Here is a 17,084-nt window from a genome sequence, read left to right as displayed (position 1 = left end):
AATCGAACCTGCTGCGACAAAAACAACAAGCTCAGGAGTCACTCCGATGAAAACCGCAACCCTCGCCACCCGCCGCTGGTGGTACATCATGCCGATCGTGTTCATCACTTACAGCCTGGCCTATCTCGACCGCGCCAACTACGGTTTCGCTGCTGCATCGGGCATGGCCGAAGACTTGATGATCACGCCGGGCCTGTCCTCGCTGCTCGGTGCGCTGTTCTTTCTCGGCTACTTTTTCTTTCAGGTACCCGGCGCGATCTACGCGCAAAAGCACAGCGTGAAGAAGCTGATATTCGTCAGCCTGATTCTCTGGGGCGGCCTGGCGACGCTGACTGGCGTGGTGTCCAACGCCTACTGGCTGATCGTCATACGCTTCATGCTCGGCGTGGTCGAGGCAGCGGTGATGCCGGCGATGCTGGTCTATCTCTGCCACTGGTTCACCCGTGCCGAACGCTCGCGGGCCAACACCTTTCTGATCCTCGGCAACCCGGTGACGATGCTGTGGATGTCGGTAGTCTCCGGTTATCTGGTGCAGCATTTCAGCTGGCGCTGGATGTTCATCATTGAAGGTCTGCCGGCGGTGCTGTGGGCGTTTATCTGGTGGCGTCTGGCCGATGATCGTCCGGCTCAGGCCACGTGGCTCAACGAACAGGAAAAGCACGATCTGGAAAGCGCGCTCGCCGCTGAGCAGGTCGGTATCAAAGCGGTGAAGAACTACGCCGAGGCATTCCGTTCGCCGAAGGTGATCATTCTCGCGCTGCAGTTTTTCTGCTGGAGCATCGGCGTCTACGGTTTTGTGCTGTGGCTGCCGTCGATCCTCAAGGCAGGCGCGCAGATGGACATGATCGAGGCTGGCTGGCTGTCGGCGCTGCCGTATCTGGCGGCCGTGCTGGGCATGCTCGCGGTGTCGTGGGGCTCGGACAAGTTGCAGAAACGCAAACGCTTCGTCTGGCCGCCACTGCTGATTGCTTCGATCGCGTTCTATGGCTCGTATGCCTTGGGGGCAGAACATTTCTGGTGGTCGTACACGCTGCTGGTGATTGCCGGCGCCTGCATGTACGCGCCGTACGGTCCGTTTTTCGCCATTGTTCCGGAGATTCTGCCGGCCAACGTCGCTGGCGGCGCCATGGCGCTTATCAACAGCATGGGCGCGCTCGGTTCTTTCGGCGGCTCATATCTGGTCGGTTATCTGAACAGCTCCACCGGTTCGCCCGGCGCCTCATACCTATTGATGAGCGGCGCATTGCTGCTGTCGGTGGTGCTGACAATCTTTCTCAAGCCCGGCGCCAGTGATCGCGTCGTCGCCAAAGCCGTCGCCACGCCACGTGTGCCGGCGCATTCCTGAAAGGACTTTTGCCATGAAAAAACAGGTCGTGCTGTACAAGAAACTTTCGCCCGCGCTGATGGCGCGGTTGCAAGAACAATTCGACGTGACGTTGATCGAAAGCCTTGATGCCGATGGCCTCATGCAGTTGCGCGATGCCCTGCCCCGCGCCCACGGGTTGCTCGGCGCCAGTCTGAAACTCGATGCGGCGCTGCTGGATCTGGCGCCGCAGTTGGCAGCGATCGCCAGCGTCTCGGTGGGCGTCGACAACTACGACATCGATTACCTGAGCCAGCGCAAGATCCTGCTGACCAACACGCCGGACGTGCTCACCGAAACCACCGCCGACACCGGTTTCGCCCTGATCCTCGCTGCTGCCCGGCGGGTGGTCGAATTGGCGAACATGGTGCGTGGCGGGCAGTGGAGCCGCAATATCGGGCCGTCGCATTTCGGTACCGATGTGCACGGCAAGACGCTGGGCATCATCGGCATGGGCCGCATCGGCGAAGCCTTGGCCCAGCGCGGGCATTTCGGTTTTGGCATGCCGGTGATCTACCACAGCCAGTCGCGCAAACCGGCGGTCGAGCAGCGTTTCGACGCGCAATACCGCAGCCTCGAAGATCTGCTCCAGCAGGCCGACTTCATCTGCCTCACCTTGCCGCTGACAGCCCAGACGGAACGTTTGATCGGCGCCGAACAGTTTGCGCTGATGCGGCCAGAGAGCATCTTCATCAATATCTCGCGTGGCAAGGTCGTTGATGAGGCGGCGATGATCGAGGCGTTGCGCAACAAGCGCATCCGTGCGGCCGGGCTGGACGTGTTTGAGCGCGAACCGTTGAATCATGAATCGCCGTTGTTGCAGCTGAGCAATGTGGTGGCGACACCGCACATGGGCTCGGCGACCCATGAAACGCGTGAGGCGATGGCGCGCTGTGCGGTGGAGAATCTGCTGGCGGCTTTGAACGGGCAGCGGCCGGCGAATCTGGTGAATGCCTCTGCATGGCAAAGCTGAGATCCCTGGCGCCTGCCAATCCGCCTTCGCGAGCAAGCCCGCTCCCACACGGAATGCATTTCAAAAGTGGGAGCAAACCTGCTTCCACAGGAGAATGCATTTCAAACGTGGGAGCAAACCTGCTTCCACAGGAGAATGCATTTCAAATGTGGGAGCGGGCTTGCTCGCGAAGGGGCCAGCGAAGACGCTACAGCGTCTCAGGCCCTGCGCGCTTGAAGCAGCTGCACCGCACACAACGCAATCCTCGCGCAGGCATCCGCCAGTTTGACCCGATCCACCACCAGCCCGATGCGAATATGCCCCGCCGCGCTCGGTCCGAACGCTTCGCCAGCCAAGACTGACACGCCATACCCTTCCAGTAACCGCTCGGAAAACGCCTGGGCGCCGAGCCCGGTCTGGCGTACATCGACCATCACAAACATGCCGCCGTCGGGGCGAATCGGCTGCAAGCCGGGGCAGCCGTGCAATCGCTCGCACACCAGATCCCGACGCAATCGGTATTCTTCTCGCATCTGCGTGACTTCCGGCCAATCGCTTTGCAGCGCCACTTGCGCGGCCTTCTGTACAAAATCCGGCAAACCGAACAGCATGCTCAGCGACAGGTTCACCAGATGCTCAGCCAAAGGTCTCGGACCGATCATCCAGCCGATACGCCAACCGGTCATGGCATGGGATTTGGACAGGCTGTTGATGGTCGCGGTGCGCTCGGCCATGCCCGGCAGGCTCGCCGGGCTGATGTGTTCACCTTCGTATAAAAGCTCGCTGTACACCTCATCGCTGATCAGCCACAAATCATGACGAATGCACAGCGCCGCCAGATCCTGCCAGATCAGCAAGGACAAACTGGCACCGCTGGGATTATTCGGGCTGTTGAGCAGCATGGCGCGAGTTCGCGGAGTGATGCGTGCAGCGACATCGGCCGGGTCGACGCGAAAACCGTTTTCCGGGCGCACTGGCACCGCAATAACCTTGGCACCGCAGGCGCCAAACACACCTTCGTAGGTGACGTACATCGGCTCGGCGACGATCACTTCGTCGCCAGGATCGAGCAGACACTGCGCCACCGAATACACCGCACATTGCGCGCCGGGCAGGACAATCACCTGATCAGGATCAACCTGCTGACCACTGCGCTGGCGATGACGCTCGGCAATCAGCCTGCGCAACTCGAGCCGACCGCGCACGTCGGCGTAATGGGTATCGCCGGCCAGCAGACTGTCGATAGCGCCATGCACGATCGGCAACGGCGTATCGAAATCTGGATCGCCGACGCTCAACAACAAAACATCAACGCCCTCGGCGCGCAGTTCCAGCGCTCGGTCGTGAATCTGCCAGGCAGCGGCACCCTCCCCGGCGATTCGTTGGGTCAAGGCTGAATAGCGCATGTACGTCTCCTGTTAGCGCGGTTTCCAGCCTTCACCGTATCTCAAATCACGAAACGCGCCACCATGGCGTTCAAATCCACTGCCAGTCGCGACAGTTCGTGGGTCGCGGCGCTGGTCTGGTTGGCGCCGGCGGCCGATTGCGTGGCGAGGTCGCGGATGTTGACCAGGTTGCGATCGACTTCTCGTGAGACTTGCGCCTGCTCTTCCGAAGCGCTGGCAATGACCAGGTTGCGCTCGTTGATCTGGTGAATCGATTGAGTGATCTGCTCCAGCGCGACGCCGGCCGCGCGGGCCATTTCCAATGTGGACTGGGTGCGCTGATTACTTTGCTGCATCGACGAGACCGCTTCCCCGGTGCCGTTCTGGATGCCGGCGACCATTTTTTCGATTTCCTGAGTCGATTGCGCCGTGCGATGGGCCAACGCGCGCACTTCATCCGCGACCACGGCAAAACCACGCCCGGCCTCGCCAGCACGCGCGGCTTCAATCGCGGCGTTGAGCGCCAGCAGGTTGGTCTGCTCGGCAATGGCACGAATGACGTCCAGCACTTTGCCGATGTCGCGACCCTGCGCGGCGAGGCCTTCGATCATCTGCGCGGTGTTCTGCACGTCGTGAGTCATGGTCTGGATTGCGTCGACGGTTTTCACCACCTGATCGCGACCTTCGCGAGCGGCATGGGTCGATTGATTAGAGGCCTCTGAAGTCGACACGGCATTGCGCGCCACTTCCTCGACCGCAGCGGTCATCTCATTGACGGCAGTGGCGGCCTGTTCGATTTCATTGTTTTGCTGCTGCAAGCCACGGGACGCCTCTTCGGTAACGGCGCTGAGCTCCTCGGCTGCGGCGCCCAGTTGGGTGGCGGAGCCGGCGATCTGTTCGATGGTTTTGCGCAGGTTGGTCTGCATCGCGGCCAAGGCTTCGAGCAGGCGTGCCGGTTCGTCTTTGCCGTCGATTTCGATGGCTTTGCTCAGGTCGCCGCCGGCGATGGTTTGCGCGGCGAGCACGGCGCGGTTGAGCGGCGTGACGATGCTGCGGGTCAGCAACCAGGCCAGCAACACGGTGGCCAACGCGGCGATCACCGCGACGATGATGATCCCGGTGATAGCGCTGTCATAGTTTTCACCGGCTTTAGTGGCCGCCGCTCTGGCCCCGGCCGTATTCAGGCCGATCAATTTGTTGAGCTGCTCGCCCATCTGATCGGTACCTTCCTTGATGCGCGTGTTGATCAACGCACGCAGCGCTTCCAGATCGCCCTGGCGCGACAGGTCAAGCATCTGGTTCTGCGCTTGCAGGTAGTTATCGAGCGTGGTCGAAAACGTCTGGAAGACCGCGCGCTCTTCAGGGCCTGCCGGCAACGCAGCGTAGCTGGCCTGAGCTTTGCGCACTTTGTCGACCAGCACCGCGATGCGGGTTTCTGCCTCTTGCAGGCTGGCCGGTTCGCGGTTGACCAGCACGCGGAACGAGAGGATACGCATGCGCAGGACGTTTTCCGTGACCACGCTGAGGTGGGTCACGCTGGGCAACTGGTTGGTGTCCATGTCGATCGACGCCTGACGAATGACCGTCATGCGGCTGACGGCGAACACGCCGAGGACAATCACCAGCAAGGCGATGAAGGCAAAACCGAGGAAAGCACGCGGCGCGATATTCAGGTTACGCAGGGACATGGTCGGACTCTCGAAAGAAAGAAACTACGAGCATCCATGCCGTGAGCACTGGCCCATAGCGGGCGACAGTCCGGCGTCACTGAGTTGTGGATTTGTGTGCGCCTGATCGTTGTATCGGCCAGGCTTGAGGAAGGTTTCGGGTCTGCGATAAATATTTTTCGGTACGTTACAAGAATCTGCCCAGCCCCGCTGCCTTTGGTAGGAACTATCGAGTGCAACGAGGCTGCGATCTTTTGACTGTTAAAAGCAGGATCAAAAGATCGCAGCCTCGTTGCTCTCGACAGCTCCTACATAGGCAAGCCGATCAGCGGTTGGTGCCCAGTTGCCAGACCCGAGCGATGTCGGTAGCGCGTTCTTGCAGCAGTCGGGGTGCGTCGGCGCAGGCTTGTTCCAGGGTCATCGGCCCGCTGGTCACGGCGAACGCGGCATCAATGCCGTGTTGATAGAGTTGCTGATAGCCGTCGCCCAAGGTTCCGGCAATGACGATCACCGGTACGGCGTGCTGTCTGGCAAGCCGCGCGACACCGAACGGCGTCTTGCCGCGCAGGGTCTGCGCATCGAAGCGACCTTCACCGGTTATCACCAGATTCGCACCTTTGACCGCGTCAGCAAGGCCGACCAGTTCCGCCACCACCTCGACGCCCGCCTGAAACTGCGCGCCGAGAAACGCCTTTGCCGCGAATCCAAGTCCACCGGCCGCGCCGCTGCCCGGCTCGTCGCGCACGTCCTTGCCCAGTGCCTGCGCGCAGAGTTCGGCGAAGTGCCCCAGCGCCTGATCGAGTTGTTCAACCTGCGCAGGCGACGCGCCCTTCTGCGGGCCGAAAATGGCCGAGGCGCCATGCAGGCCGCACAGCGGATTGTTCACATCAGCGGCGATGTCGAAACGTACCTCGGCCAGACGTGGGTCAAGTTCACTCAGATCAAGCCGCGCCAGTTGCGCCAATGCCAGCCCACCCGGCGCCAACGGCTGACTTTGCCCATCAAGCAACTTCACGCCCAACGCCTGCATCGCCCCGGCACCGCCGTCATTGGTCGCGCTGCCGCCAATCGCCAGGATCACCCGTTGCGCACCGGCATCCAGCGCTGCACGAATCAATTCACCGGTACCAAACGTGCTGCTGATGCAGGCATCGCGCTGCACCGGTGGGACCAATTGCAGGCCGCTGGCTTCGGCCATTTCGATGATCGCGGTGTGGCTGTGCGGCAGCCAGCCCCATGCAGCTTCGACCGGCGCGCCCAAAGGGCCGCGCACACGGGCGCGGCGTAAATCGCCTTCACACGCTGCGAGAATCGACTCGACCGTCCCTTCGCCGCCATCGGCCATCGGGCATTTGACCAGCGTCGCCTGCGGCCATACCTGAGCCAGCCCGAGGGCAATGGCGTCGGCAACGCCCTGAGCACTCAGGCTGTCCTTGAACGAATCGGGGGCGATGACGATCTTCATGGGAATTCTCCGGTTGCAATGGCGTTCATGCTGCCAGTCGGCCCGCGCGTTGACGCCGGTCGGCTGCACAAGTGCCGTCGGCGTTTATTGTTCATTTCCACAAAAGGCTGGCGGCGGATGCTCGCGAAAAGATTATGGAATACACCGATCAATTCGGATCAGTCTGCGGCAACAGCTGCACCCCCAGATACAACGCCAGCATCCCGTCCAGTTTCAACGGATCAACCCCACTCAATTCGGCAATCCGCTCCATGCGATAGCGCAGGCTGTTGCGATGAATGCCCAACGCCTCGGCGCAGGCCTGACTCTGCCCGTCGTGCTCGCACCAGCTGCGCAGAGTCGCCAGTAGCTGGCCGTTACTGTCCTTGGCGATGACCTTGCGCAGCGGTTTAAGCAGTTCGTCCAACGCATCATCGTTGCGATGACGCCACAGCATCACCGGCAAGCGATAACGATTGAGCGTCAGCAGTCTCGAATTCGGCAAGACGTCACGACCATACGCCAGCAAATCGCCGACCCGTCGATAACAGCGGCGCAACCCGGCCAGGCCATCCGCCTGCCCGCCGACGGCGATGCGCAGGATCTTCCAGCCGAGGCCATCGAGTTTTTCCAGCAGGCGATCGTGCTCGACGTTCTGGCTCGCCGGGCGGCACCACAGCAGCGACGATTTCGCCGAACTCACGCACCAGCTGTCGGGATAGCGCCACGTCAGCCAAGCGCTCAGTGCTTCCACGGTTTGTCCTGGGGCGTGCTCCAGACCCAGCTCGAACAGATAGGGCACCCGCGTCAATTGCGGCTTGAGCCCAAGCTGCTGCGCCTCGTCGACCAGACGCGGCGAATCCCCCGCCTCGCTCAACAGCAACGCCAGCAGATCATCGCAACGCTGGCGCCGCCACTGTTGCTCGGCCTGCTGATTGCGCTGGCCGACGAGCATTTCGGCGGTCATGCGCACCAGTTCGGCGTAGGTGCGCAATTGCTCGGGCTCGCCGGTGATGCCGAGCACGCCGATCAAGCGCTGATCGAGCAGCAGCGGCAGGTTGATACCCGGCTGCACGCCTTTGAGATGCACCGCCGTCTGCGCATCGATTTCCACCACACGCCCGTTGGCCAGCACCAGTTGCGCACCTTCATGCCGGGTGTTGATGCGTTCCGGTTCGCCGCTGCCGAGGATCAGACCCTGACTGTCCATGACGTTGACGTTGTACGGCAAAATGGCCATGGCCCGGTCGACGATATCCTGGGCAAGGTCGTGATCGAGTTCGAACATAGCGGCGGCAATCCTTCATTTCAGGCACGAACGGTTGTTCAGCCGCACAGGGTCTGGCGGCAAACCCTGTGCTCAGGCACAAAGACAATCCGGCCAAAGGTGGCCGAGACTCTCAGGGCGATCAACGTTACCCTTTGCATCGCAAAAAATCATAATAAAGAGAGAGCCGCTATGTCGCAGAGCGCCGCAGCTACCCAGACCATCGACGACGGTAAAAACGCCGTCTACAAACGCATCACGCTGCGTTTGATTCCCTTCATTTTCATCTGCTACCTGTTCAACTACCTCGACCGGGTCAACGTTGGCTTCGCCAAGTTGCAGATGCTCGACGCATTGAAATTCAGCGAAACCGTGTACGGTCTCGGCGCCGGGATTTTCTTCATCGGCTACGTGCTGTGCGGCGTGCCCAGCAACCTGGCGCTGACCCGCTTCGGTCCTCGGCGCTGGATCGCTTTGATGATGATCACCTGGGGCACGCTGTCGACCTGCCTGTTGTTCGTCACTACCCCGACCGAGTTCTACACCCTGCGCTTTTTCACCGGTGCAGCTGAAGCCGGTTTCTTCCCGGGCGTAGTGCTGTATCTCTCGCAGTGGTTCCCGACCTTCCGCCGAGGGCGAATCATGGCCCTGTTCATGTCGGCGATTCCGGTCTCCGGTTTGCTCGGCAGCCCGTTTTCCGGCTGGATCCTCAACCACTTCGCCGCCGGCCAGGGTGGCCTGGCAGGCTGGCAGTGGATGTTTCTGCTGCAAGGCATTCCGACGGTGATCCTCGGTGCGCTGGCGTATTTCCTTTTGAGCGACAGCTTTGCCAATGCCAAATGGCTGACCGCCCACGAACGCGCGGTGCTCGAAGCCGACCACGCCGAAGACCTCGCCAACAAACCGAAAACCGCGACCGACTCACTGCTTGCGGTGTTCAAGAACCCAGCGATCTGGGCCTTTGGTCTAATCTACTTCTGCATCCAGAGCGGCGTGTACGCGATCAACTTCTGGCTGCCGTCGATCATCAAGAACCTCGGCTTCAGCGATAACCTGGTGATCGGCTGGCTGAGTGCGATTCCGTACCTGCTCGCGGCGGTATTCATGCTGGTGGTCGGCCGCTCCGCAGATTTGCGCAAGGAGCGCCGCTGGCATTTGGTGGTGCCGATGCTGATGGGCGCGATTGGTCTGGTGATCGCAGTCAACTTCGCCGCCAACCCGGCCATTGCAATCCTCGGTTTGACCATCGCAACCATGGGCGCACTGACCGGCCTGCCGATGTTCTGGCCGGTGCCGACCGCCATGTTGAGCGCGGGTGCGGCGGCTGGCGGCCTGGCGTTGATCAACTCGATGGGGCAGATGGCCGGGTTCCTCAGCCCGTACCTGGTGGGTTGGGTCAAAGACAGCACCGGTTCGACGGATGCGGCACTGTATGTGCTGGCAGCGGTGATTGTCGGCGGAAGTTTGCTGGCGTTGCGGATGACGCGGACGTTGCGGGCTTAATTAGAGGCGCAGATCAAAGATCGCAGCCTTCGTCAGCTCCTACTTTGGAATGCGTTCCCTGTAGGAGCTGCCGAAGGCTGCGATCTTTTTGCGTTTATCCGGCGCAACAATTCACTTTGCGACCTTCGATGCTTCTGGTATCTGATTGACTTCCCCCCACCGACAAAAGGATTTCGGCATGAGCTACCGCACACTGGGCCATTCAGGCTTGCAGGTCTCCACGCTCACCCTCGGCACGATGATGTTCGGCGAGCAGACCAGCGCCGAAGACTCGCTGCGCATCATCGACAAGGCTTGGGATCAGGGCATCAATTTCATCGACACCGCCGACGTCTACACCAATGGCCGCTCCGAAGAAATCGTCGGTGAAGCGATCTCCCGTCATCGCCACGAATGGGTGCTCGCGACCAAAGTCGGCTTCGGCCCGGTTGACGGCGTGCCGAACCGCAGCGGTTTGAGCCGCAAACACATCTTCAACGGACTCGAGGCCAGCCTCGCGCGGCTCGGCACTGATTACGTCGACATCTATTACCTGCACCGCGAAGACCACCACACCCCGCTGGAAGTCAGCGTATCGGCGATTGGCGATCTCATCCGCCAGGGCAAGATTCGCTACTGGGGTCTGTCGAACTATCGCGGCTGGCGGATCGCCGAGGTGATTCGCATCGCCGACAAGCTCGGTGTCGATCGCCCGGTGATCAGCCAGCCGCTGTACAACATCGTCAATCGTCAGGCCGAGAGCGAGCAGATCACCGCCGCGCAGACCTATGGCCTTGGGGTGGTGCCTTACAGCCCCTTGGCCCGAGGCGTACTCAGTGGCAAGTACGCCCCGAATGTCACGCCGGACGCCAACAGCCGCGCCGGGCGTCAGGACAAACGCATTCTGGAAACCGAATGGCGGGTGGAGTCGCTGCGCATTGCCCAGCAGATTCAGCAATACACCGAGCAGCGCGGCGTCGGCATGGTCGAGTTCGCGATTGCCTGGGTGCTGAACAACAGCGCGGTGACCTCGGCGATTGTCGGGCCGCGCACCGAACAGCAATGGGACGCCTATACGCTGGCGCAGGCGTTGACCATCACGGCCGAAGACGAGGCTTTCATTGATTCTCTGGTGACACCGGGGCATGCCTCGACACCGGGGTTCAATGATGTGAGCCATTTTGTGTCGGGCCGCAAACCGCTGCAATCCTGAAAGCATCGCTGGCAAGCCAGCTCCCATAATGCTCTGTGTTGAAACGCAAGCTATGGTTCAACGTACATCCTGTGGGAGCTGGCTTGCCAGGGATAGCCAACCCAGCACAAGCGTGTAGGAAATAATGAGCACCCGCTCAATATTCAGCACAAAAACCACGTATCCTGCCCGCCCCGTTTAACCATCAAACCGCGAGGACAGTTTGTCTAAAGGTATCGCTCTATCGGTTTCAGCCTCGATGCTGTTTGCCGTCATGTATTACTACACATCGCTGCTGACGCCTCTGAGCGGCGTGGAGATCTTCGGCTGGCGCATGCTCCTGACCGTGCCGTGCATGACCGTGTTCATGCTGGTTTCCGGGGAATGGCGACGGGTGCTGGAGCTGATCCGATTGATGGCGGCCAGGCCAGAACTGATCGCTGGACTGTTGGTTTCTTCCGCCCTGCTCGGTGTGCAGCTGTGGCTGTTCATGTGGGCGCCGCTCAATGGCTACAGCCTGGATGTGTCGCTGGGCTATTTCCTGTTGCCACTGGCGATGGTGCTGACCGGGCGGATTGCCTACGGCGAGAGCTTGTCTCGGCTGCAAAAAATCGCCGTATTCTTCGCAAGCCTTGGCGTGTTGAATGAGTTGTATCAGGTTGGCGGATTTTCCTGGGCGACGCTGGTCGTCGTGGTCGGCTATCCGCTGTACTTCGTGCTGCGCAAATACCTGAAAACCGACAACCTGGGAGGGCTATGGGTCGACATGACCCTGATGCTGCCAGTGGCCTACTGGTTTGTGCAGAATGGCGAACAGGGACTGGGCGTGTTTGATCAATACCCAGGGTTGATGTGGTTGATTCCGCTGCTTGGCGTGATCAGTGCGTCCGCGCTGGTGGTGTACATCATTGCCAGCCGTTTACTGCCGTTCAGTCTGTTTGGTTTGTTGAGTTATGTGGAACCGGTGTTGTTGCTTGCCGTGGCATTATTGCTCGGAGAAAGCATCAAGTCGGGTGAATGGCTGACCTACATACCGATCTGGCTGGCGGTGGTGGTGCTGGTTTTCGAAGGCTTTAAACACCTGATGCGGCAACGCCGAGCCTGAGCTTTACAAAACCCGCTCCCACAGTTTTTCTGTGAAGCAAAAAAATCCCGCCCTGCATCGCTGCAGGACGGGATTTTTATTTCAGTGCAGATTACTCGGTGGTCAGCACACCACGACGCACCTGGTCACGTTCGATCGATTCGAACAGAGCCTTGAAGTTGCCTTCGCCGAAACCATCGTCGCCCTTGCGCTGAATGAACTCGAAGAACACTGGGCCCATCAGGGTTTCCGAGAAGATCTGCAGCAGCAGGCGCTTGTCACCCTGCTCCGACGCGCCATCGAGCAGGATGCCGCGCGATTGCAGTTGATCGACCGGCTCGCCGTGATTTGGCAGGCGACCTTCGAGCATTTCGTAGTAAGTGTCTGGTGGCGCCGTCATGAAGCGCATGCCGATTTTCTTCAACTGATCCCAGGTCTTGATCAAGTCATCGGTGAGGAACGCAACATGCTGGATGCCCTCCCCGTTGAATTGCATCAGGAACTCTTCGATCTGACCGGCGCCCTTGGACGACTCTTCATTGAGCGGGATGCGGATCATGCCATCCGGTGCGGTCATGGCTTTCGAGGTCAGGCCGGTATATTCGCCCTTGATGTCGAAGTAACGAATCTCACGGAAGTTGAACAGCTTCTCGTAGAAGTTCGCCCAGTAGGCCATGCGACCGCGATAAACGTTGTGAGTCAGGTGGTCGATGATCTTCAGACCGGCGCCGACCGGGTTGCGATCAACGCCTTCGATAAACACGAAGTCGATATCGTAGATCGAACTGCCCTCGCCGAAACGGTCGATCAGGTACAGCGGCGCGCCGCCGATGCCTTTGATTGCCGGCAGGTTCAGTTCCATCGGGCCGGTTTCGATATGGATCGGCTGAGCGCCGAGTTCGAGCGCGCGGCTATAGGCTTTCTGCGAATCCTTCACGCGAAATGCCATGCCGCAAACGGACGGACCGTGCTCGGCGGCAAAGTACGAAGCGACGCTGTTGGGTTCGTTGTTGAGGATCAGGTTGATCGCGCCCTGACGATACAGGTGCACGTTCTTGGAACGGTGGGTCGCGACTTTGGTGAAGCCCATGATCTCGAAGATCGGCTCCAGCGTACCTGGAGTCGGAGATGCGAACTCGATGAATTCAAAGCCCATCAGGCCCATTGGGTTTTCGTATAAATCTGCCATGGTGACGCCTCATCATTTCTTATCAATTAACCAGAATTACCTGTCAGGAAATTGATGAAGAGGGAGGCGCACAGGAGATGCCACGCACGCTGCGGGCGAGGAAGTCTCCATAGATCAGTTGAAACCCGAATATCTTCATTGTCGACCCAAGGCTCTTGCGGGCGAGGCTTCTGCTGCCAGAAGACGGTTATTATTGTATGCGTAAACCGATTCTACACAGCGTAACCGGACCTGTCTGCCCTCTCTATAAAATCCGCTTTTTCTCCCAAGGCGCAAGAGGTTTGTTGCACCAATAAGTCTGGTCAGGATGATCCCGGCGAAACTCTTGAGTCATGGCCAGCACAAGCGCTACCTGCCATCTATTCTCCCCTTGGCCCACTTGACCTGGGCGCGCGCAGCAGCGCCGACCAATACCAACATTCACAGGATGCGCCCATGCCGTTGACCCGCAGACCCCGCCGCAAACGCAGCACCCGCATCGTTGTGACTTTGCTCAGCGGCCTGCTGCCAGTCGTGCTCGGGAGTGTCATCCTCTATATGCAGGCAGAACGCACGTTGCAGCAAAGTGCCGGGGAAACTGCCGAGCAAGCGTTGCGACAGTTCGACTTAATGCTCGATAACACCGCAGAAGCCGCGCGGATTCTGTTGCCACTTGCCGGGAAAAATTGCGAAGAGGTAAAACTGGCCTTGCGCGAACAAGTAACCCGCCGCCCCTTCGTGCGCTCGACCAATCTGGTCTGGGACAACAATCTCTATTGCAGCTCGCTGTTCGGCCAGTTCAAGGAAGTCGTCAATGCCGGGAATTACCACGACGGCAGACTGTGGCTGATGAACGGCAATCCGGTAACGCCTGATACGGCATTGTTGATTTATCGCCTCAGCAACGGTCGTGGCGGCGCGCTGACCACACTGGATGGTTATCACCTGAGCAACATTCTGCGCCTGATCGGCCGCCAGACATTACTGATGTTGCAGGTGGGCGAGAACTGGCTGTCCGCAGACGGTAACGTGCATAAGGGATCCCTGCCCGTCCTGCCGGTTGCGCAGAGCGTGCTGGAATCCGAGCGTTACGGTTTCAAAGTATCGGCGGGTTTCCCCAAAGGCGAAATCTGGCGTTACATGGCGGCAGAGTATCCGCCACTGTTCAGCCTGCTGCTCTTTTTCGGCGTGGTCTCCGGCGCGATCGGACATTTCATTCAGCAACGCTCGACTTCGCCTAGTCATGAAATGCTTCGTGCACTTGAGGCTGGGGAGTTCATTCCTTACTTTCAGCCCGTGGTTTACGGCGACAGCAAGCGATGGTCGGGTGCCGAAGTGCTGATGCGCTGGAATCATCCCAAAGAGGGCCTGGTACGCCCGGACCTGTTCATTCCATTTGCCGAGCACTCGGGCTTGATCGTGCCGATGACCCGCTCCCTGATGCAACAGACAGCGGTGCTGCTGGGCCCACAATCTGCAACCTTCAACAAACCGTTCCATGTAGGTATCAACATCGCTGCCAGCCATTGCCACGACCTGGAGCTGGTTAAGGACTGTCGAGATTTCCTCGCTGCGTTTGAACCGGGCAGCGTAGAGCTGGTGCTGGAATTGACGGAGCGCGAGCTGATCGAGCCAAACGACATCACTCTTGAGCTGTTCGAGCAATTGCGTGCTCTTGGAGTAAAAATCGCGATAGATGATTTCGGTACCGGCCATTCAAGCCTCGGCTATTTGCGAACTTTCAAGGTCGATTTTCTCAAGATCGACCAGAGTTTTATCGCCATGATCGGCATCGATGCGCTATCACGGCATATTCTCGATTCCATCATCGAGCTCTCGGCCAAGCTGGATCTTGGGATTGTTGCCGAAGGTGTCGAAACTCAGGCCCAGGTCGACTATTTGACTGCGCATAAGGTGAGTTTCCTGCAAGGGTATTTATTCGGCAAACCAATGCCGGCCGCTGATTTCATCAGAGCATTAAATGATCGTTAACCCACTATCATGACTCGGCCGACCGGCGCACCAAATTGATACAAAAAGTCATTGTTGTTACATGACGACAACATCAGGATTTACTCTTGTCGCATTAACTACTACAATTTTTTCAACCTCAGCCAGACTGGCAGGTGAGCCAGTTATCACCGAGTCGCTTCAAGGCTCTTGGCTTATAGCTTTGTTTGCGGTTGGTATCAGCCAAATACATTATTGGAGTAAAGATATTGTCCAGACTCGCCGAATTCCGCGCAGCTGAAAAGGCCCTTCAGGAACAGCTCAAACAGCTGGAATCGCTGAAGAACGATGCCGGGCTCAAGAAAGAAATCGAATTCGAAGAAAAGCTCCAGGGGCTGATGAAAAGCTATGGCAAAGGCCTCAAAGACATCATCGCCATACTTGATCCGAACCCGGCAAAGTCGGGCTTGCAGTCGCCCGCAGCGCCTAAGACTCGACGCGCCCGGGTGGTCAAGGTTTATCAGAACCCGCACACTGGCGAACTGATTGAAACCAAGGGTGGCAACCACCGCGGCCTCAAATCCTGGAAAGAACAGTACGGTGCAGCCACGGTGGATTCCTGGTTGCGCAGTTGATTTGACGCCTACAAGAAGCCCTGCTCCATGCAGGGCTTTTTATTGACAATATCTAACAGATGAAATGATTTTCATCGAACAAGTTGTAAATGTGTGTAACGATAATGAATCATCAGGCTAAACATTTTGCTGCGTGATGTTGCTGCGATGAGCTGAATCAAACTTTGTGCTTAATCCTTTCCGGTATTAGACCGTCGCTAGTTGGTACGGACGTTTATAATTTCAGGCTATTGCGTGCCGACTCTATATCGTCTGCGCTCGCCTTATAAGCCTCGACCTGACCGGCATACGAAAGTACATAAGCCTTGTCCGTTTCCACGGCGGCTACCAAGGTTTGTGATAACACGTGCCGACCGTTTTCGGTGACCGTGCAGGTCGTCTCCAAACCGGTCAAGGGACCGAAGGCTGCCGGATGAATCCGGTTGCAGACACTCTGATAGCCACTGCGGAAAAAATCTTTCTGGATGGATTTGCGCATTTCCAGCAGCACGCCGTGCAGATTGACCTGATGCCCCGCCTCCACTTGAGTCATGGTCAACTCCATCACCATGACCCGGTTACCATCGGCGTCGAGCTTCACTGCCCTCTGTCGCGAAACTGGCGGCGCGCTGTCCGGCAATACTTCGACCTCCCAGCCTGGCGGCCAAGTGATGCTCGGTTCGGCCGAGGCAGAAAAAACCACGGCCAACGACAAAGCCAAAAAAACAAACACGAATTTCAACAGTCGGATCATTGCCGGACGCACTCGAAGGTAGGAGGCAAAGTCTGCCCCCCACCCTCGCACAGAGCAAGCCCGCCTTGCATTTGGCGATGCCGCCCGGCATGCGTATCATTGCGCCCATTCACTCGCCCATTGTTATTGGAGGGCCCATGAGCCTCAACGAACTGAACACTTTCCCCGGCGTGACTGCCACGCCAGACAGCGCAACCCGCAACTTCGTGTTCAACCACACCATGCTGCGCGTGAAGGACATCACCAAGTCGTTGGACTTCTACACCCGCGTATTGGGTTTTTCGCTGGTCGAAAAGCGTGACTTCCCGGAAGCCGAGTTCAGCCTGTACTTCCTCGCACTCGTCGACAAAGCGCAGATCCCGACCGACGCCGCCGCGCGTACCGAATGGATGAAATCGATCCCGGGCATTCTCGAACTGACCCATAACCACGGCACCGAAAACGATGCTGACTTCGCCTATCACAATGGCAACACCGACCCGCGCGGTTTCGGCCACATCTGTATTTCGGTGCCGGATATCGTCGCAGCGTGTGCACGTTTCGAAGAGCTGGGCTGCGACTTCCAGAAGCGCCTGACCGATGGCCGCATGAAAAGCCTGGCGTTCATCAAGGATCCGGATGGCTACTGGGTCGAAATCATTCAGCCGGCGCCGCTCTAAGGAGCTGCCTGAATCTATGCGGGAGCGAGCCTGCTCGCGACTGCGGTGCGTCATGACGATGATGTTGCCCCACGCGAGCAAGCTCGCTCCCAAATTTGCCGTG

Annotated in this window: 14 protein-coding genes; 8 read left to right on the top strand and 6 right to left on the bottom strand. The window is 58.9% G+C overall.

Going from position 1 to position 17,084, the window contains the following annotated elements; translation table 11 throughout:
* The first annotated feature begins 46 nt into the window (after positions 1–46).
* Both CXF97_RS06320 and CXF97_RS06315 read left to right on the top strand, forming a co-directional pair.
* Entirely contained in the window at positions 47–1,345 is a 1,299-nt protein-coding gene (locus CXF97_RS06320; protein ID WP_101157234.1) for an MFS transporter, read from the top strand.
* 13 nt (positions 1,346–1,358) lie between these two features.
* Positions 1,359–2,336 carry a D-glycerate dehydrogenase gene (locus CXF97_RS06315; protein ID WP_101157232.1) on the top strand — a complete coding sequence of 326 codons (978 nt, stop codon included), beginning with the start codon at positions 1,359–1,361 and terminating at the stop codon, positions 2,334–2,336.
* A 197-nt stretch (positions 2,337–2,533) separates the two neighbouring features.
* On the opposite strand, the gene CXF97_RS06310 is transcribed toward CXF97_RS06315, so the two are convergent.
* The 4 genes from CXF97_RS06310 to CXF97_RS06295 all read right to left on the bottom strand — a co-directional run bounded on the left by CXF97_RS06310 (position 2,534) and on the right by CXF97_RS06295 (position 8,099).
* The gene (locus tag CXF97_RS06310) at positions 2,534–3,721 is read right to left on the bottom strand and encodes a pyridoxal phosphate-dependent aminotransferase (RefSeq protein WP_101157230.1); all 1,188 of its coding nucleotides are present in this window, start codon (positions 3,719–3,721) and stop codon (positions 2,534–2,536) included.
* A 41-nt stretch (positions 3,722–3,762) separates the two neighbouring features.
* Positions 3,763–5,388: a methyl-accepting chemotaxis protein gene (locus tag CXF97_RS06305; RefSeq protein ID WP_101157228.1), complete on the bottom strand. Its 1,626-nt coding sequence runs from the start codon at positions 5,386–5,388 to the stop codon at positions 3,763–3,765.
* Between the two features lie 304 nt (positions 5,389–5,692).
* Positions 5,693–6,832, bottom strand: a complete 1,140-nt coding sequence (locus CXF97_RS06300; protein ID WP_101157226.1) for a glycerate kinase — start codon at positions 6,830–6,832, stop codon at positions 5,693–5,695.
* A gap of 148 nt (positions 6,833–6,980) precedes the next feature.
* Positions 6,981–8,099: a sugar diacid recognition domain-containing protein gene (locus CXF97_RS06295; RefSeq protein ID WP_101157224.1), complete on the bottom strand. Its 1,119-nt coding sequence runs from the start codon at positions 8,097–8,099 to the stop codon at positions 6,981–6,983.
* A 171-nt stretch (positions 8,100–8,270) separates the two neighbouring features.
* Here CXF97_RS06295 and CXF97_RS06290 point away from each other — a divergent pair, with 171 nt between their 5' ends.
* From CXF97_RS06290 to rarD, 3 genes are all read left to right on the top strand, one after another.
* A complete protein-coding gene (locus tag CXF97_RS06290; protein WP_101157222.1) occupies positions 8,271–9,581 on the top strand; it encodes an MFS transporter in 1,311 nt (436 codons plus the stop codon).
* A gap of 178 nt (positions 9,582–9,759) precedes the next feature.
* Positions 9,760–10,773 (top strand): aldo/keto reductase, encoded by a 1,014-nt coding sequence (locus CXF97_RS06285; RefSeq protein WP_101157220.1) that lies wholly within the window; start codon positions 9,760–9,762, stop codon positions 10,771–10,773.
* A gap of 202 nt (positions 10,774–10,975) precedes the next feature.
* Complete coding sequence (rarD, locus tag CXF97_RS06280; RefSeq protein ID WP_101157218.1) at positions 10,976–11,857, top strand: EamA family transporter RarD; 882 nt, start codon at positions 10,976–10,978, stop codon at positions 11,855–11,857.
* A gap of 91 nt (positions 11,858–11,948) precedes the next feature.
* Here rarD and hppD read toward each other — a convergent pair whose 3' ends face one another.
* Positions 11,949–13,025, bottom strand: a complete 1,077-nt coding sequence (gene hppD / locus CXF97_RS06275; protein ID WP_101157216.1) for a 4-hydroxyphenylpyruvate dioxygenase — start codon at positions 13,023–13,025, stop codon at positions 11,949–11,951.
* 435 nt (positions 13,026–13,460) lie between these two features.
* Between hppD and CXF97_RS06270 the strand changes: the two genes are divergently transcribed.
* Together CXF97_RS06270 and CXF97_RS06265 are read left to right on the top strand one after the other, a co-directional pair.
* Entirely contained in the window at positions 13,461–14,996 is a 1,536-nt protein-coding gene (locus CXF97_RS06270) for an EAL domain-containing protein (RefSeq protein ID WP_101157213.1), read from the top strand.
* Between the two features lie 227 nt (positions 14,997–15,223).
* Complete coding sequence (locus tag CXF97_RS06265) at positions 15,224–15,589, top strand: histone-like nucleoid-structuring protein, MvaT/MvaU family (RefSeq protein ID WP_101157211.1); 366 nt, start codon at positions 15,224–15,226, stop codon at positions 15,587–15,589.
* A 214-nt stretch (positions 15,590–15,803) separates the two neighbouring features.
* Here CXF97_RS06265 and CXF97_RS06260 read toward each other — a convergent pair whose 3' ends face one another.
* Positions 15,804–16,322, bottom strand: a complete 519-nt coding sequence (locus tag CXF97_RS06260) for a DUF4946 domain-containing protein (protein ID WP_101157209.1) — start codon at positions 16,320–16,322, stop codon at positions 15,804–15,806.
* Positions 16,323–16,459: 137 nt separating this feature from the next.
* Here CXF97_RS06260 and gloA point away from each other — a divergent pair, with 137 nt between their 5' ends.
* Positions 16,460–16,981: a lactoylglutathione lyase gene (gloA, locus tag CXF97_RS06255; protein WP_101157207.1), complete on the top strand. Its 522-nt coding sequence runs from the start codon at positions 16,460–16,462 to the stop codon at positions 16,979–16,981.
* The last annotated feature ends 103 nt before the right edge of the window (positions 16,982–17,084 follow it).

Source organism: Pseudomonas sp. Choline-02u-1 (genome assembly GCF_002836515.1).
GTDB lineage: Bacteria > Pseudomonadota > Gammaproteobacteria > Pseudomonadales > Pseudomonadaceae > Aquipseudomonas.
This window is presented reverse-complemented; position numbering and strand designations above follow the sequence as displayed.

Coding starts and splice junctions, on each gene's coding strand:
- CXF97_RS06320 (WP_101157234.1), top strand. CDS start 47: ATGAAAACCGCAACCCTCGCCACCCGCCGCTGGTGGTACATCATGCCG.
- CXF97_RS06315 (WP_101157232.1), top strand. CDS start 1,359: ATGAAAAAACAGGTCGTGCTGTACAAGAAACTTTCGCCCGCGCTGATG.
- CXF97_RS06310 (WP_101157230.1), bottom strand. CDS start 3,721: ATGCGCTATTCAGCCTTGACCCAACGAATCGCCGGGGAGGGTGCCGCT.
- CXF97_RS06305 (WP_101157228.1), bottom strand. CDS start 5,388: ATGTCCCTGCGTAACCTGAATATCGCGCCGCGTGCTTTCCTCGGTTTT.
- CXF97_RS06300 (WP_101157226.1), bottom strand. CDS start 6,832: ATGAAGATCGTCATCGCCCCCGATTCGTTCAAGGACAGCCTGAGTGCT.
- CXF97_RS06295 (WP_101157224.1), bottom strand. CDS start 8,099: ATGTTCGAACTCGATCACGACCTTGCCCAGGATATCGTCGACCGGGCC.
- CXF97_RS06290 (WP_101157222.1), top strand. CDS start 8,271: ATGTCGCAGAGCGCCGCAGCTACCCAGACCATCGACGACGGTAAAAAC.
- CXF97_RS06285 (WP_101157220.1), top strand. CDS start 9,760: ATGAGCTACCGCACACTGGGCCATTCAGGCTTGCAGGTCTCCACGCTC.
- hppD (WP_101157216.1), bottom strand. CDS start 13,025: ATGGCAGATTTATACGAAAACCCAATGGGCCTGATGGGCTTTGAATTC.
- CXF97_RS06270 (WP_101157213.1), top strand. CDS start 13,461: ATGCCGTTGACCCGCAGACCCCGCCGCAAACGCAGCACCCGCATCGTT.
- CXF97_RS06260 (WP_101157209.1), bottom strand. CDS start 16,322: ATGATCCGACTGTTGAAATTCGTGTTTGTTTTTTTGGCTTTGTCGTTG.
- gloA (WP_101157207.1), top strand. CDS start 16,460: ATGAGCCTCAACGAACTGAACACTTTCCCCGGCGTGACTGCCACGCCA.